The sequence below is a fragment of the Streptomyces sp. NPDC001604 genome, from assembly GCF_042893475.1.
In the GTDB taxonomy this organism is placed as follows: Bacteria; Actinomycetota; Actinomycetes; order Streptomycetales; family Streptomycetaceae; genus Streptomyces.
In genome coordinates this window covers 636,762-652,132 of record NZ_JBIAUY010000003.1, presented here as the reverse complement: position 1 = coordinate 652,132, position 15,371 = coordinate 636,762, and the positions used below count along the sequence as shown (strand labels likewise).

Sequence of the window (15,371 nt, the reverse complement as noted above, 5' to 3'; positions counted from 1 at the left end):
CCACTATGACGAAGTGTCCGGGGCGAACGGCGCCGTTGCAGTCGTCACCCTCGACAATCCGCCGGCCAACACACTCACCCGCGATCTCATGTGCCGGTTCCTCGACCACGTGGACAAGTGGCGCGACGACGAGAACATCGTCGTGGTCGTCCTGACCTCGGCCGTTCCGGGCATCTTCACAGCCGGTGGCGACGTGGGGGAGTTGCTCGCCTCCGCCGGCAGTGCGGACGCCGTCGCTGCCCACACAGAGCTCACCGACATGCTCTTCGGAGCACTCGATACGCTCCCTCAACCGGTTGTCGCGGCCGTCGACGGGGTTGCCGCGGGGGGTGGGCTCGAACTCCTGCTCTGCTGTGACCTGGTGGTGGCCTCCGACCGCTCCCGCTTCGGTACACCGGAGGTCACCCTCGGCCTGATCCCCGGGGCGGGCGGCACACAACGCCTTCCCCGCCGGGTGGGCCCGGGGCCGGCCCTCGACATGCTGCTCACCGGTCGCCTCGTCCCAGCCGATCATGCCCTGACGATCGGACTGGTGAACGAGGTCACCGCGCCGCAACACGTCAAGGACCGGGCGCTGAGCCTGGCCGGGCGCCTGGCCGGCCTGCCCCGTACGGCGGTACGCGCCGCGAAGGCCGCAGGCCGGGCGGCGGCCGACCCGTCGCTGTCCGATGGGCTTGCCTTCGAACGGAAGCTGTTCACCGACCTGCTCCTCGGCGACGAGGCGCGGAACCGGCTGGCCGCCTTCTCCAGGGCGAGCGCCTCTGACACGCCGGCTTTCCCAGAAGCGGAGGGAGTCGAGGTACTGCCGCAGAGCAGTGCCGCATCAGTCGGCATCTGACATGGGAGTGACGGTGCCGCCACAGCTTCTGGTCCCGGCGGGCTCAAGCTGTGGCTCAGGAGGCTGCTGCGCCACCCCGGTTGGGACGAGCGGCGTTCAGCCCGAACGGTTCAAACAACCGCCGAACTTCATTGTGTACGGTCATATGTGAGCCGACGGACGAGTCCGATCCGGTCGGTGACCGCCTCGACCAGCCGGACGGTGCGGCGTCCGCCCGGCGCGCCGTCGCTCCTGGATTCCGCGATGCCTGTGCAGAAGAGAGAGGCCGGGATACCGCGCTGGTCGTCGAGCCCGGGCAGACCTCCGTCGTACACGCCGTCGACGCGCGCCGCGAACGGGACTTCAGGGCCGGCCGAGAAGGCGTCCAGGACCGTCCACTGTGCATCCGACAGCAAGGGCCGTACGGGAACCGCGCCGACCGGACCGTCGTCGAATCGGTCGGTCCGAGCGCTGTCGAGTCCGCCTTCCCGCAGCCAATCCACAACGGAGTTGAGCGCCGTGACGTCCTCGGCCGCGACCGGAGCGCTCCAGGGGTCGTGTCCCGGTGCGCTCACGGGATCGGGGACGCCGTCGGTCAACTGTCGGCGCCTGGCGAAGTAGTCCTGTTCGACGGTGCAGTCAAGCAGCCGTGTGCCGTCCCAGTGGTAGAGGCTGACGCCGCGCCAGGCGGCCGGCCGCCCCCCGTGCCGCCGTGAGGCGCCGTGCTCGGTGAAGACCAGGGCGAGCCGTTCGCCGTTGGTGACGAGCCGGTGGACGGTGAATCCCAGGCCGGGGAACTGGTCGTACTGCCGCTGTGTGGCAGCGCGGTAGGCCGTGTCGCGGCCCCGGATCTCGTGCTCGCCCATCCGCAGCAGGTAGTCGTCCACCATCAAGGAGGCCAGCTGCGAGAAGTCGTGGGAAGCCGTATAGGCGAAGGAGTACCGGCGCATCAGGGCATGGAAGGGCGTGAGGCCCTTCGTAGCGTCTGGGGAATCAGTTCGCAAGGGCATGATGCCCACCATACGTTTGTTTGGTAAATTCCCTCAAGGTCCCCCCGGGGCGAACCGTGGACCCGGGGGTGGGGTTCTCAGGCCTCGAGGGATTTGCGGCACATGCGGGCGATCTCCTCCGCGATCTCCTCCGGTGAGGAGTTCCCTCCCGGCCGGTACCACCGGTAGACCCAGTTCGCGGCCCCGAGTATGGTCAGCGCCCCCAGGTGGGGATCGGCATCGGGACGGATCGTGCCGTCCTCCTTGCCGTCGACGACGAGCTTCTCCAGCCTGGCGATGAAACCGTGCACGGGCAGCTTGGCCCGGCGGTCCGCGGTGAGCTGATCCGCCTCGTGCAGGTACACGGTCGTCTCGGTGAGGTGCTCGATCAGGAAGATCACGTGCTCTCGGACCAGCACCTCCAGCCGGTCGACGGCCGGCCCGTCGTCCGGGACGCGCTCGGCCAGGCGTTCCTCCGCCAGTACGAGCACCGAGCGGACGAGCTCGAAGAGCAGGTCTTCCTTGGTGCGGATGTAGTAGTAGAGGCTGCCCTTGAGCATGCCGAGCTCATCCGCGATGCCCTGCAGGGTGGTCGCGGAGTACCCCTTGTCCGCGAAGGTCTTTGCGGCGACCTGGAGGAGTTCGGCCCAGCGCTCGTCCCCGGGCTTCCGGGTGGCTTCCGTGCGCCCGGACCGGCTTTTTCTGGCCGTGCGTCCGACCTCACCCACGCGCGTTTTACCAGTCACTTCGGGCACCTTACACGATCGCTGTTGACGGAACTCCGACTTGTAACGCAGGCTATTCTACCAACCGATCGTTTGACAGATGAGGTACCCATGACGATCCACCTGGCTCCCGAGCTGGGAGACCTGGACCTGCGCGGCGAGTCCGCGAGCCGGGATCCCTACGCCGTCTACGACGCCCTGCGGGCACGCGGTCCGGTCGTCCTGAGCTCCGTCCACCGCGCGTGGCTGATCACCTCGCACGCCGCCGTCGCCGACGCCTACACCCGCCCCGAACTGTCGTCGGACCGCATCGGACCGATGATCGACGCCGGCCATGTCGGTCTGGGCGCGGATTCGCTCAGCGTGCTGTCACTGATGCGTGACTGGATGGTCGTCTCCGACCCGCCTGCTCACACCCGCCTGCGGCGAGTCGCCGCGGCCGCCTTCAAGCGCCAGCGGATCGGCCTGATGGCTGACCGGATCCGGGACCGCGTCGACGAGCTGCTGGACGCCTTCGTACGATCCGGCGAATCAGACCTCATCGAACACGTCGCCCACCCTCTGCCGGCCTCCCTGATCGCGGAGCTGCTCGGCGCACCCGCTGCGGACCGGGACAGGTTCCGCCACTGGTCGGACAACCTCGCTCTGGTGGCGTTCGGCGCGGGTGGCGAGGCACAGGAGGAACGGCACGCCCGGGCGTTGTCCGGTCTGGAGAGCATGTTCACCTACTTCCGCGGCCTGCTGGAGCAGGCTCGCTCGGTCTCCGGCGACACGATGCTGTCCGTCCTCGCGGCTGCGCAGCCCGACGGCGAACGGCTGACCGACGACGAGATCCTGTCCATGTGCGCCCTTCTGCTGTTCGCCGGCCATGAGACGACGATCAACTCGATCTCCAACGGCATCCTCGCCCTGCTGCGTCACCCCGACCAGCTACAGCAGCTCAAGGCCGACCCGTCGCTGATGGCCGGCGCCGTGGAGGAGATGCTGCGCTACGACGGCCCGGTCAAGCTCGTCGTACGGTGGGTGAACCGGGATCTCGAACTCGGCGGCCAGACACTGCGCACGGGCGACCGCACGTACCTCGTGAACTCGGCGGCCAACCGAGACCCATCGGTGTTCGCCTCCCCTGCCTCCTTCGACATCCGTCGCTCGCCCAACCCGCACCTGGCCTTCGGCCGCGGCGTGCACGCCTGCATCGGGGCCCAGTTGGCCCGGCTCGAGATGCGGGTCGCTATCGAGCGGATCCTGGAGCGGCTGCCCGGGCTGCGCCTGGACGGGGAGCCGCAGTGGCTGCCGAGCCTCGCCTCGCGGGCCATGCGTGAACTGCGGGTGGTGCACGATGCCCGCTGAGCGCGCCAACACCCGCGACGCAGAGGCCACGGGGAACGTCCGGGTCGTCGCACGGCGGGAGACCTGCGAGGGCAGCGCCCAGTGCATGCTGGCCCTGCCCGACCGCTTCGTCCTCGACGGGCGGTCCCGAGTCGTCGTCGAGGTCGCCGAGGTGGACGAGGCGGACTACGACGATGTCGCGGCGGCGGTGCGGAACTGCCCCACCGGCTCGCTGCGGATCGAGTTCTGATGATCGGCCCGTTTCTGATCCGCAGGACACAGGCCGGTCCGGAAAGAAGGGAAGAGATGACGACTCATGAGACATCCCTGGTGATCGGGAGCAATCTTCAAGACCGGTTCCGTGAGGTGATGGCGGGCGTCGCCACACCGGTCTCGGTGGTCACCGCGCTGAGTGACGGCCGACCACATGGCACCACGGTCAGTGCCTTCGCGTCACTGTCGATGAGGCCGCCGATGGTGCTCGTCTCGCTCGATCGCGGTTCGAACCTGCTCACGCTGGTTCGACGTTCAGGCCGGTTCGGCCTGAACGTCCTGGGAGCACACCAGACCGCGCTGGCCATGGCATTTGCCAAGAAGGGCGCCGACAAGTTCACCGATGTGGTCTGGGGCGAGGAAGACGGAGTGCCCCGTCTGTCCGGCGCCCTCGGTTGGCTCTCGTGCGACGTGGCGGACCTTGTCGACGGCGGCGACCACGTGGTGGTGTTCGGTGCGGTCCGCGCCGCCCAGACCACCGAGGGCAAGCCCTTGACCTACCATGCTCGGGTCTTCGGCACTCACGCGGCATTCGAACAGGTCTGATTGACCGGCCCGGCGTCTGCCTGGGCAGCCTCACGGCGGGACAGCGGTGACCGGCGTCTGCCGGGCACTCCCGCATCGGCCGCGCGTCGCGCGCCACCCTCAGGGAGTTCTCCGCCTCTCTCTCATCTCTCGTAGTCAGAAATGCCATGGCTGTGTCCGCCGAACATGCGCTCCTGACTGATACCGCCCTCACCGTCATGGCACCCCCGACCTGATCCGAGGAAATCGCACGCGGCCACGGCCGAGACGCGTGTGAGCCGACAAAACGCCACGGTCCAACTCTTGTCCGAACCCTCACTCACCCCCTTTGTTCTATCTGGAGTCCCCTGATGCGAGATGCAGTCATCGTCGAAGCAGTACGTACCCCTCTCGGCAAACGCGGCGGCGGGCTGTCCGGCGTGCACGCCGTGGACCTCGCGGCGCACGTGCTCGACGCCCTGGCCGAACGCTCCGGCATCGACCCCGCCGTCGTGGAGGACGTGTTCTGGGGGTGTGTCAGCCAGACCGGCGAGCAGACCTTCAACATCGGCCGCAACGCCGTCCTGGCAGCGGGCTGGCCCGAATCGGTCCCCGGCACCACCATCGACCGCCAGTGCGGCTCCTCCCAGCAGGCGGTCTCCTTCGCGGCGGCGACCGTGATCAGCGGACAGGCGGATGTCGTCGTGGCCGGCGGCGTGGAGTCGATGAGCCGGGTGCCGATGGGCTCCGCCAACGGCGACGGCTCGGCCGGGCAGCCGCTCGGACCGCGGTACCTGGCCCGCTACGACGGCGTGGTTCCGAACCAGGGCCTGGGTGCGGAGATGATCGCGGAACGCTGGGGCTTCTCGCGGACACAGCTCGACGAGTTCTCCCTCGCCTCGCACGAGAAGGCCGCAAAAGCTCAGGCCGCGGGCGCCTTCGAGGCGGAGATCGCGCCGGTGCCGGTGGGCGACGGCCGGATCGTCAGCACGGACGAGGGCATCCGGCCGGGCGGCACGCTGGAGGTCCTCGCCGGCCTCAAGACACCGTTCAAGCCGGACGGCGTCATCAGCGCGGGCAACGCCAGCCAGATCTCCGACGGTTCAGCCGCGCTGCTCGTGATGACCTCCGAGAAGGCGCGTGAGCTGGGACTTCGCCCGATCGTCCGGATCCACACCACCGTGATGGCGGCCAACGACCCCGTCATCATGCTGAGCGCCCCGGTGCCTGCCACCCGGAAGGTGCTGCAGCGTGCCGGGCTGACCTTGGACGACATCGGAATCTACGAGGTGAACGAGGCGTTCGCACCGGTACCGCTCGCCTGGCTGCACGATTTGGACGCGGACGAGAGCCGGCTCAACCCGCTGGGCGGGGCGATCGCCCTGGGCCACCCGCTGGGCGGTTCCGGCGCCCGCATCATGACCACCCTCGTCCACCACATGCGGGCCACCGGCACCCGCTATGGACTGCAGACGATGTGCGAGGGCGGCGGCATGGCCAATGCCACCGTGCTGGAGCTGCTGGCCCGCTGACGCAGCCCGAATCCGTGACGGAGCGGCGGGCTCCGCACGACCCCATCCAACTATCTACCGGTTGTTTGGTGAAGTGGATAGACTCCTCCGACAGCGGGAGCGGGACTCCCGCCCGACGACCAATGCGCTCGACGATGACCGCACGAAGGGAAGCGCATCATGGAAGCTCCCAAGCTCCCGCCTCACGTCGACATCGACTCGCTCACACATCTCACGGCGCAGCAGAGGAAGAACGTGCAGACCTGGATGGACCTCCAGGACCTGCTCAACACCGGCGAGTTCGGCGAGAAGATGGACGCCTTCTTCCATCCGGACATGACCTACGGCAACCCCTCGCGGCCGGACCTGGGCACCTACCAGGAGTGGAAGGTCTCCCCGCGCGAGCTGTACAAGCGGTTCCCGCCCTCGCGCTATCGGACGCTCAGCGCGATCGGCAAGGGCGACAACGAGATCTGGGTCCACTGCGAGCACATGGGTGAGCATGTCGGTGGCCGCTACATGGGCGTCGAGCCGAGCGGAAACCCCGTCAGGGTCGAATGGTTCTCCGTCGTCACCTTCAAGGACGGCCTGATCCACCGGATCTTCAGCATCGCCGACACCCTCACCATGCTGGTCCAGGTGGGTGTGGTGGCGCCGTCGACCCTCCCGGTCGACCCCTACAAGTAGCCCCTTCCCGGCAGCAGTCGACGCCACTGGCCGACCGCTGAGGGCAGTAACCCCCTCTTTCCTTCCTGCTTACCCCTCAACGGCGAGAGACGGAGCCCCGATGACGACTTATGTACTCCTGCACGGCGGTGGAATGGGCGGATGGGTCTGGCGGCACGTCGCCGCCCCGCTCCGCGCGGCCGGCCACGAGGTGCTGACTCCCACGTTCACCGGCTTCGGCGAACGGGTGCACCTGCTGTCCAAGGATCACGGACACGACGTGCATGTTCAGGACGTGGTCGGAGTCCTGCGGTACGAGGACGTCAGTGACGTCGTCCTCGTCGGACACAGCTTCGCGGGAACGGTGATCCCGGGCGTGGTGGCCACGGAGGGCGGGCGCATCAGGCGCATCGTCTACCTGGACGCGGTGATGAGCTATTCCGGCGAGAGTGTCTCCGAGACCATGGGGCAGATGCTCGCCGACCAGATGCCAGGCGTTCGTGCCGCGGTCCAGGGCGGCCAGGCCGGCCCCGGGACGGACGTGCACGTGATGCAGCGTGAACTGCTGAGGGCCAATCCCCACGACGTGCCGGCCGAGCGAATGGAGTGGCTGCTCGAGCACCTCTCCGACATGCCGCTGCGGTCCGTGGTCGACCCGGTCGCCGTCGGAGTGGAGACCCTTCCTCGCACCACCGAGTACATCGCCGCCAAGAACGACCCGACGATGGCCAGGTCTCACGAGCGCGCGGTCGAACTCGGCTGGCAGATGCACGAATGGAAGGCCGACCACAGCTTCATCGTCGGCCAGCCCGAGCAGGTGGCCGACTTCCTGCTGGGCCACGGCTGACGCGAGGAGCGGGCGCGGTGTACGAGACTTTCTCCGTGACCGGCCGGACCGCCTTGGTCACCGGTGCCACCTCCGGGATCGGAGCGATGGCCGCGGCGGCCCTGGCCGAAGCCGGGGCCACGGTGCACATCGTGGCCCGCAGCGCCGCCGACTGCGAGGAGGCCGCGGCCAAGCTCCCCGGCGCGGTCGCGCTCCCCGCGGACGTGTCCACGCCGGGCGACGTGGAGGCGCTGGCCGACCAGGTGAGGGGGCCTCTGCACATCCTGGTCAACAACGCCGGAATGGTGCGGGAGAACCCGCTGGGCTCCTTCACCGAGGCCGACTGGGACGATGTGCTCGATCTCAACCTCAAGGCCCCGTTCTTCCTCACTCAGCGGCTGCTCCCGGCACTGCGGGCCGGCGCCTCCCCGCACGCGCCGGCCACGGTCATCAACGTCGGCTCGGTCGGCGGGCTACGCGTCGGCCCCCGGCAGACGTACTCGTACGCCGCCTCCAAGGCCGGGCTGCACCAGCTGACCAAGTCGATGGCGCGGTGGCTGGCCGGCGAACACATCACGGTGAACGCGATCGCCCCGGGGTTCTTCCCCAGCCGGATGACACCGGGCGACGGCGAGGCCGTACAGGCAGCGGTGAGCGCGTCGCTCCCCCGGGGCCGCATCGGGCGAGCCGAGGACATCGGCGGCGTCGTCCGCTTCCTCGCCTCGCCCGCCGCCGGATACATGACCGGCACCATCATCCCGGTCGACGGCGGCATGAGCCTGTAGACCCCGGTCGCAGTCACGCCGGCGGTCGCGCAGGACACGGCCGGGGACACGGAAAGACAAGAACGAGGAGAGCATCACCATGGCTCCTGGAGCGGTACCCCCCAGTGACGGCGTGTTGTGGCGGCCGACCGAGTCGTCGATCGCCACCACCCGGCTCGGCGCGTTCGCCCACTGGGTGTCCGAGCGGCGGGGCACCGCCTTCGGAGAGCCCGTGGCTTACGACAGAATCTGGCGCTGGTCGGTCGAATCGTCCCAGGAGTTCTGGGGCGACCTCGCCACCTGGACGGGCGCCCTGCCCGGTGTCCCCGACGCGGAGGTACTGACCGACGCCTCCATGCCCGGCGCGACCTGGTTTCCCGGCCGGACCCTGAACTACGCCGAGCAGGCGCTGCGACCAGCCATCGACGGGCGGGTCGATCCGGACAGCCTCGCCTTGATCGCGGTGGCAGAGGGCTCCGAACCGGTGGACATCTCCTGGCAATCGCTGCGCGGGCAGGTCGGTGCGCTCGCTGCGACCCTGCGGCGGCTCGGCGTGCGGCCCGGCGACCGCGTCGCCGGTTACTTGCCGAACATCCCCGAAGCCGTGGTGGCCCTGCTCGCCACCGCCGCCGTCGGAGCCGTCTGGTCCGCATGCGCTCCCGACTTCGGTGCCCGCGCCGTACTCGACCGCTTCGCCCAGATCGAACCGGTCGTCCTGATCGCGGTTGACGGGTACCGCTTCAACGGGCGGGCGCACGACCGGCGCGAGGCCGTCGGCGAGCTGCGCGCCGCGCTGCCCACGGTCCGCGCCACGATCCATGTGCCGCGACTGAACCCGGACGAACTTCCCGAAGGCGTCCTCGCCTGGGCTGACGCTGTCGCGGACTTGCAGGAGCCCGTCTTCGAGGCGCTCGTTTTCGACACACCCCTGTGGATCGTGTACTCCTCGGGCACCACCGGCCTGCCCAAGGGCATCGTCCACGGCCACGGCGGCATCGTGCTGGAGCAGTTGAAGATGGCCCAGCTGCACCAGGACGTGCACCCCGGAGACCGTTACTACTGGTATGCCTCAACCGCGTGGATCATGTGGAACATCGCCGTGTCCGCCCTACTGTCCGCCGCCACGGTGGTGGTGCACGACGGGGCGCCCGGTTTCCCTGACCTGGACGCGCAGTTCTCCGTGGCCGCAGCCACCGGCATCACCCATCTGGGCACCAGCGCCGGGTACCTCAGCGCGTGCGAGAAGGCCCGTCTGCACCCCGGCAAGGACCATGACCTCAGCAGGCTGCGTGTCGTCGGCTCCACCGGCTCGCCCCTGCCCACCTCGACCTTCTCCTGGGTGTACGACGCGATACGGCCGGATGTCCTCCTGGCCTCCATCTCCGGAGGCACGGACGTGGCCACGGGCTTCCTCGGGCCGGCCCCGCTGCTGCCGGTGATCGCCGGTGAACTGCAGCGCCCGATGCTCGGCGTCGCCGCGGCCGCCTGGGACGAGGCCGGTCACCCCGTGCGGGGTGAGCTCGGCGAACTGGTTGTCACCCAGCCGATGCCGTCCATGCCCCTGTACTTCTGGAACGACCCCGACGGCACCCGCTACCGCGAGGCCTACTTCGAACCGTGGCCCGGAATCTGGCGGCACGGGGACTGGATCGAAACCACGGACAGCGGCGGAGTGGTGGTCACGGGCCGGTCGGATGCCACGCTCAACCGTGGCGGGGTGCGCATCGGCACCGCCGACATCTACGCCATCGTCGAGCAGCTGCCGGAGATCGCCGACTGCCTGGTCCTCGGCGTCGAGCAGCCCGACGGAGGCTACTGGATGCCGCTGTTCGTCCAACTCGCCGACGGACAGGAGCTCACCGAAGCGCTCACCGAACGGATCAGGCAGGCGATCCGCCACCAGGCCAGCCCTCGGCACGTGCCGGACGAGATCCTGGCAGTCCCGGGCGTACCCCGCACCCGGACCGGCAAGCGGTTGGAAGTTCCGCTCAAGCGACTCTTCATGGGCATCGCCCCGGACTCGGCGGTCAACCTTGCCACCGTCGACGATCCAGGTCTCCTCGCCCCCTACGCACGCCTGGCCCGTGAGCGCGGCGCCACCCGGACCTGACCCCCTCGTTCTTGCCCTTTTCGCCTTCGACAAGTCCGTGGAGTGAATCCCGACATGCATCGCATCCTGGTCGTCAACAGTTCCACCCGACAGGGACGGTTCAGCGACGGCGTCGCCAGCTGGGCCGTACAACGGCTGAAGGAGCGAGGCGACTTCCTCGTCGACCTGCTGGACCTGCGCGACCACCCCCTACCCCTCTTCGACGGCGCTCCGCCGGCCTACCACCCCCGCGAGTACGCCGACGAGAACGTCGCCCGTCTCGCGCGGCGGATCGACGCCGCCGACGGCTACGTCATCCTGGTCGCCGAGTACAACCACGGCTACACCGCCGCCCTGAAGAACGCGCTCGACCATACCTTCGCCGAGTGGCATCGCAAGCCGGTGACCTTCATCGGCTGGGGCAACGTCGGCGGCGCCCGCGCCATCGAGCAACTGCGCGAGGTCGCAGTCGAGTTCGAGATGGCTCCGCTGCGCCACGCCGTCCACATCCTGCCGGATGTGATGCGCGTGGCCCGCGACCGGGGCGGCCAGGCCGACGAGGCGCTGCTGGCCCCGCTCGAGCCGCGGCTCGAACTCCTCGCGGACGACCTCGCCTGGTGGACCGACGCCCTGACCACTGCGCGTGCTCGCGAAGGCCACTGATTCGACGCGGACGAGAACCACGCGCCCCCGGATCGAACACGTAGCACGGTGACCGCACTCGCGAACCTCACCCTCCCCTACCCCCGTCGGGAAACTGCCGGTGGACTCCCGACGGGCCGGCCGGCCCCCTCCATCACATGCCCCCGCACAGGAGACACCCCATGCCCACTGCCACTACCGGCCCCCTCGCCGGGCTGCGCGTCCTCGAACTCGGAGGCATCGGCCCCGGACCGTTCTGCGGGATGATCCTTGCCGATATGGGCGCGGAGGTCGTCCGCATCGACCGGACGGCCGAGGCGGGTCGCCCCGCCTTCAACCCCGTCCTGCAACGAGGGCGCCACTCGGTCACGCTGGACCTGAAGACCCCTGAAGGGTCACAGACGGCGCTGAGGCTGGTCGACACCGCCGACGCGCTGATCGAGGGCTTCCGGCCCGGTGTCGCCGAACGGCTCGGCCTGGGCCCGGAGGAATGCCTGGCCCGCAACCCCAGGCTGGTCTACGGGCGGATGACCGGCTGGGGCCAGGACGGTCCGCTCGCCCAGACACCGGGCCACGACATCAACTACATCGCAATGTCAGGGGTATTGCACGCCATCGGGCCGGCCGACGGGGATCCCACCGTGCCGCTCAACCTGATCGGCGACATGGGCGGCGGGGGACTGCTGCTCGCCCTGGGCATCGCCGCCGGGCTGGTGCATGCCCAGGCCACCGGCCGCGGCCAGGTCGTGGACGCCGCGATGACCGATGGCAGTGCCCTGCAGCTCGCCCTGGTCCACGGCCTGATGGCTCAGGGCCAGTGGACCGACCGGCGCGGCGGCAACCAACTCGATGGCACCGCGCCCTTCTACCGCACCTACCGTTGTGCGGACGGCGGGCACATGGCCGTGGGCTGCATCGAGCCGCAGTTCTACGCAGAGTTCCTCGACGTCCTCGGCCTGAGCACCGACCCGCTGTTCGCCAAACAGAACGACACCCCTGCCTGGCCGAGCATGGCCGCCCGCCTGGAGCAGATCTTCGCCCTCCGCACGCGCTCGGAATGGACGGCTGCTTTCACGGACCGCGAGGCCTGCACCACCCCGGTGCTCGACTTCACCGAGGCCGCCGCCCACCCGCACAACGTCGCACGCGGCACCTACCTCACCCGGGACGACGACTTCCTCTCACCCGCCCCGGCCCCTCGCTTCCTGGGAACGCCCACCGCAGCAGGCCACCCGGCCCCTCCCAACGGTGCGCACACCGACGAGATCCTCCTGGCCGCCGGACTCAGCGCCGACGAACTAGCCGTCCTGCGCACCCAGGGCGCCATCGCCTGACCGTCCCACCCGGCAGCGTCCCCTACCCCGGGGGCCCGGCAAAGCCGTTCGCACGGCGCGGCGGCACGCTCCCGCATCCATCACCGCAGTGAGTCCTATTGGCGGCTCCCGCCTCGTCGTACAAGGAGTTCAGCATGAAAGCCTGGCAATACGTGTCCATCGACAAGCCCCTCACCGAGGTCGCTCTGCCCCATCCCGTGGCAGGCCCGGGCCAGGTCGTCATCGACGTCAAAGGCGCCGGCCTGTGTCACACCGACATCTCCTTTCTCGACGGTCACATCCCTGGCATGCCCACCCACCTTCCGATCGTGCTCGGCCACGAAGTGGCGGGCGTCATCACCGAACTCGGCGACGACGTCACCGACTTCGCGGTCGGGGAGCGGGTCGCCCTCGCCCCGAACGGGGATCCGTTCACCGCACCCGGAGTCGGCCGCGACGGCGGATTCGCCGAGCACACCATCGGCCTCGTCCCCGAACTCGTACGGATCCCGGACAACGTCTCGTATGCCCAGGCCGCGACGGCCACGGACGCGGGCGGCACCGCCTACCACGCGGTCAAGATCGTCGGTGGCGTGGAGGCCGGCACGCGTCTCGGCGTGATCGGTCTCGGCGGCCTCGGCCAGATGGGTGCGCGTATCAGCGTGCTGCTCGGCGCCGAGGTCTACGCCGCCGACATCCGCGAGGAACAGGAGCCGCTGGCCCGCGAACTGGGGGTGGCCGGCTTCTTCACGGACGCCGCCGCGTTCGCCTCGCTGGGCCTCGACGTGATCGTCGACTTCGCCGGGGTCGACACAACCGCGACCGCCATCGATGCGGTTCGTCCGGGCGGGCGCGTCGTCCAGATCGGAGCGTCCAAACCGGACACGACGATCAACCTGATCTCGCTGATCAACCGCAATGTCACACTGTTCGGCAGTCTCGGCGGTGACAAGGCAGATGTGGCCGCGGTCATCAATCTGTTCGCGACCGGCGAGCTCGCCCCTCCGATCAGCACGCTCCTCTTCGAGGAGATCGGCACAGGCATCGAGGCGTTGCGCCGCGGCGAGGTAGTCGGACGCAGCGTGGTCGTCCGGCCGTGAGAGACGGTTACCTTCGAGCTCGCGGAGTTCGGCATGGAGCCTGACCGCCACGGTGTGACCTTCGCACCATCGTTGATGGAGGTATGGCTTGTAGGGGCCCAGGATGCTGGGGAGGTTCTGCCAGCGGCCGATGGCGAGTTCTTCCCAGCTGTCGACCCGGGCATGACGACGGACGGTGTTGCGGGTGAGCTTGAGCTGACGGGCGGGCGCGCAGACTCATGCCCTGCGCCAGGAGGTCGTGGACGGCGGCATGCTGACGCTCTGCCCGGGCGGCCAGCCGTCCCGCGCGGGAGACGGGCGTGCGGACGACTGCGGGTGCCACCTCCGGGGTGGGGTCGGGTTCTCGCAGGCATGCGCTGTGCTGGCCGACCAGGCCGTTCACGGCCTCGGCCAGGTTGTGCCAGGCATGCCACACGTCGGCTACCTGGACTGCGTCTGGAGCACCGGTACGGGCCCCCGTCGGCGTAACAGCCGCCACGGTCACGGCAGACAAGGCGTACCCCGGGATGGTCGGTGAGCCAGGCGGCGAACGCGGCTGCCTCCCGATCCGGCAGCAGGTCGACCGGGGCGCGGGTCTCGCAGTCGACCAGGACGGTGCCGTAGTTGTGGTGCCCCTTCCGCAAGCGGCCACCGGCTAGGACGCCAGTATCTGCGGCCATGGCAGGCCTTGGTACGGACCCCATGATTCGCCGAGGCCCGACCCGGTCACGGCAACTGCAACCGCCGTGCAACGGGAACCGGACGTCTATCTCCGGTTGCTAGGGTGGCTCTATGGCAACAACGGAGAGCACACCGACCGCCAAGCGAGGACTGCGCGCGGATGCCCTGCGCAACAGGCAGCGCATTCTGGAGGCCGCACGGCAGATCTTCGAGGAGCGGGGCGTCGACGCGCCGCTGGACGAGGTGGCGGAGCGTGCGGGCGTGGGTGCCGGGACTCTGTACCGGCGCTTCCCCACCCGAGTGGCCCTGATCGAGGCCGCCTTCGAAGAGGAGCTCGGGAAAATCGCGGTCATCGGGGAGGAGGCGTTGCGTTGTGAGGATCCGTGGGTCGGATTCAGTACCTATCTCGAGCGGCTCTGCGGTGCCATGGCGTCCGACCGGGGGCTCGGTGACGTGTTCCTGCTGAGGTTGCCCATCTCGGATGAGCTGGACGGGGTGTGCGATCGCCAGTCCCGTGCTCTGGCCGACCTGCTGACGAGGGCACAGGAGGCCGGCGTCGTTCGGGACGACCTCGTTCCGGAGGATCTCTTCCTGTTCCTCGTCGCGAACGGCGCCGTCACCCGGATGACCCGCTGTGCCGCCCCGCACGCGTGGCGACGCCTGGTCGCCCTGCTGCTGGACGCCTGCCGACCGGAATACAACGGGCCGCTGCCTGCCGCGCCGACACCCCTGCAGACCGAGCGTGTGAAGCGGGAGTATGCGGAGATCAAGGGATTGAGGCCGGCCGACCGCGAAGGCTTGAACGATCAGTGACACGCTGAAGCGATCCATGGAGTGACGCACGTCACGTCCAGCGAGGGAAATAAGTGGAGAACCTCATCCGGTTAGCTTGATCAGTGAACAGGGATAGCTGGCGCGTCCCTTGAGCGAACGCGCCCCTGACTGATCAGGAGGCTGCCGTGCCCCTGCCCGAGTCGCCGAAGGACGGCGCGTCCCCGTCGCCGGGCACTGCGAAGCAGAAGACTGAGCGCGTCGTACCCCTGTGGGAAGCGGCCAGAGCGCACCGTCTGAGCAGCGTGGTGCGCGATGACGGAGGGCCCCGGTGAGCTCGGTCGCCGCCTGCGTCGATCGCATGCGGGGCACACGGAACGCACTGGTTTCCG

General features: G+C 69.1%; 15 protein-coding genes. 13 read left to right on the top strand and 2 right to left on the bottom strand.

Going from position 1 to position 15,371, the window contains the following annotated elements:
- Positions 1-13: 13 nt before the first annotated feature.
- Positions 14-838, top strand: coding sequence for an enoyl-CoA hydratase/isomerase family protein (locus tag ACFY1E_RS12360; protein WP_389074543.1), 825 nt, complete (start codon positions 14-16; stop codon positions 836-838).
- A 128-nt stretch (positions 839-966) separates the two neighbouring features.
- On the opposite strand, the gene ACFY1E_RS12355 is transcribed toward ACFY1E_RS12360, so the two are convergent.
- On the bottom strand, positions 967-1,767 hold the full coding sequence (locus ACFY1E_RS12355) for a nuclear transport factor 2 family protein (protein WP_389074541.1): 801 nt from the start codon (positions 1,765-1,767) through the stop codon (positions 967-969).
- Between the two features lie 137 nt (positions 1,768-1,904).
- A complete protein-coding gene (locus tag ACFY1E_RS12350) occupies positions 1,905-2,552 on the bottom strand; it encodes a TetR/AcrR family transcriptional regulator (protein WP_389074538.1) in 648 nt (215 codons plus the stop codon).
- A gap of 90 nt (positions 2,553-2,642) precedes the next feature.
- On the opposite strand from ACFY1E_RS12350, the gene ACFY1E_RS12345 reads away from it, so the two are divergent.
- The 12 genes from ACFY1E_RS12345 to ACFY1E_RS12290 all read left to right on the top strand — a co-directional run bounded on the left by ACFY1E_RS12345 (position 2,643) and on the right by ACFY1E_RS12290 (position 15,021).
- Positions 2,643-3,881, top strand: a complete 1,239-nt coding sequence (locus ACFY1E_RS12345; RefSeq protein WP_389074536.1) for a cytochrome P450 — start codon at positions 2,643-2,645, stop codon at positions 3,879-3,881.
- Positions 3,871-4,110, top strand: a complete 240-nt coding sequence (locus ACFY1E_RS12340) for a ferredoxin (protein WP_389074533.1) — start codon at positions 3,871-3,873, stop codon at positions 4,108-4,110. The genes ACFY1E_RS12345 and ACFY1E_RS12340 overlap by 11 nt, the downstream gene beginning before the upstream one ends.
- Complete coding sequence (locus ACFY1E_RS12335; protein ID WP_389074530.1) at positions 4,110-4,679, top strand: flavin reductase family protein; 570 nt, start codon at positions 4,110-4,112, stop codon at positions 4,677-4,679. Before ACFY1E_RS12340 ends, ACFY1E_RS12335 begins: the two co-directional genes overlap by 1 nt.
- Before the next feature lie 329 nt (positions 4,680-5,008).
- Positions 5,009-6,169: a thiolase family protein gene (locus tag ACFY1E_RS12330; RefSeq protein WP_389074528.1), complete on the top strand. Its 1,161-nt coding sequence runs from the start codon at positions 5,009-5,011 to the stop codon at positions 6,167-6,169.
- A 159-nt stretch (positions 6,170-6,328) separates the two neighbouring features.
- A complete protein-coding gene (locus ACFY1E_RS12325; RefSeq protein WP_389074525.1) occupies positions 6,329-6,835 on the top strand; it encodes an ester cyclase in 507 nt (168 codons plus the stop codon).
- A 100-nt stretch (positions 6,836-6,935) separates the two neighbouring features.
- Positions 6,936-7,661 carry an alpha/beta fold hydrolase gene (locus ACFY1E_RS12320; RefSeq protein ID WP_389074522.1) on the top strand — a complete coding sequence of 242 codons (726 nt, stop codon included), beginning with the start codon at positions 6,936-6,938 and terminating at the stop codon, positions 7,659-7,661.
- 17 nt (positions 7,662-7,678) lie between these two features.
- Entirely contained in the window at positions 7,679-8,425 is a 747-nt protein-coding gene (locus ACFY1E_RS12315; protein ID WP_389074520.1) for an SDR family oxidoreductase, read from the top strand.
- A gap of 79 nt (positions 8,426-8,504) precedes the next feature.
- Positions 8,505-10,514 carry an acetoacetate--CoA ligase gene (locus ACFY1E_RS12310; RefSeq protein ID WP_389074518.1) on the top strand — a complete coding sequence of 670 codons (2,010 nt, stop codon included), beginning with the start codon at positions 8,505-8,507 and terminating at the stop codon, positions 10,512-10,514.
- 54 nt (positions 10,515-10,568) lie between these two features.
- Positions 10,569-11,156: an NADPH-dependent FMN reductase gene (locus tag ACFY1E_RS12305; protein WP_389074516.1), complete on the top strand. Its 588-nt coding sequence runs from the start codon at positions 10,569-10,571 to the stop codon at positions 11,154-11,156.
- Positions 11,157-11,317: 161 nt separating this feature from the next.
- Positions 11,318-12,469, top strand: coding sequence for a CaiB/BaiF CoA transferase family protein (locus tag ACFY1E_RS12300; RefSeq protein ID WP_389074513.1), 1,152 nt, complete (start codon positions 11,318-11,320; stop codon positions 12,467-12,469).
- Positions 12,470-12,603: 134 nt separating this feature from the next.
- Positions 12,604-13,548 (top strand): zinc-binding dehydrogenase, encoded by a 945-nt coding sequence (locus ACFY1E_RS12295; protein WP_389074511.1) that lies wholly within the window; start codon positions 12,604-12,606, stop codon positions 13,546-13,548.
- A 771-nt stretch (positions 13,549-14,319) separates the two neighbouring features.
- The gene (locus ACFY1E_RS12290) at positions 14,320-15,021 is read left to right on the top strand and encodes a TetR/AcrR family transcriptional regulator (RefSeq protein ID WP_389074508.1); all 702 of its coding nucleotides are present in this window, start codon (positions 14,320-14,322) and stop codon (positions 15,019-15,021) included.
- Positions 15,022-15,371 lie beyond the last annotated feature (350 nt).

What these genes read in the sequence shown, in the direction of transcription:
- ACFY1E_RS12335 (WP_389074530.1), top strand. Translation starts at nt 4,110, where the DNA reads ATGATCGGCCCGTTTCTGATCCGCAGGACACAGGCCGGTCCGGAAAGA.
- ACFY1E_RS12330 (WP_389074528.1), top strand. Translation starts at nt 5,009, where the DNA reads ATGCGAGATGCAGTCATCGTCGAAGCAGTACGTACCCCTCTCGGCAAA.
- ACFY1E_RS12295 (WP_389074511.1), top strand. Translation starts at nt 12,604, where the DNA reads ATGAAAGCCTGGCAATACGTGTCCATCGACAAGCCCCTCACCGAGGTC.
- ACFY1E_RS12300 (WP_389074513.1), top strand. Translation starts at nt 11,318, where the DNA reads ATGCCCACTGCCACTACCGGCCCCCTCGCCGGGCTGCGCGTCCTCGAA.
- ACFY1E_RS12345 (WP_389074536.1), top strand. Translation starts at nt 2,643, where the DNA reads ATGACGATCCACCTGGCTCCCGAGCTGGGAGACCTGGACCTGCGCGGC.
- ACFY1E_RS12320 (WP_389074522.1), top strand. Translation starts at nt 6,936, where the DNA reads ATGACGACTTATGTACTCCTGCACGGCGGTGGAATGGGCGGATGGGTC.
- ACFY1E_RS12305 (WP_389074516.1), top strand. Translation starts at nt 10,569, where the DNA reads ATGCATCGCATCCTGGTCGTCAACAGTTCCACCCGACAGGGACGGTTC.
- ACFY1E_RS12325 (WP_389074525.1), top strand. Translation starts at nt 6,329, where the DNA reads ATGGAAGCTCCCAAGCTCCCGCCTCACGTCGACATCGACTCGCTCACA.
- ACFY1E_RS12355 (WP_389074541.1), bottom strand. Translation starts at nt 1,767, where the DNA reads ATGCGCCGGTACTCCTTCGCCTATACGGCTTCCCACGACTTCTCGCAG.
- ACFY1E_RS12290 (WP_389074508.1), top strand. Translation starts at nt 14,320, where the DNA reads ATGGCAACAACGGAGAGCACACCGACCGCCAAGCGAGGACTGCGCGCG.
- ACFY1E_RS12340 (WP_389074533.1), top strand. Translation starts at nt 3,871, where the DNA reads ATGCCCGCTGAGCGCGCCAACACCCGCGACGCAGAGGCCACGGGGAAC.
- ACFY1E_RS12310 (WP_389074518.1), top strand. Translation starts at nt 8,505, where the DNA reads ATGGCTCCTGGAGCGGTACCCCCCAGTGACGGCGTGTTGTGGCGGCCG.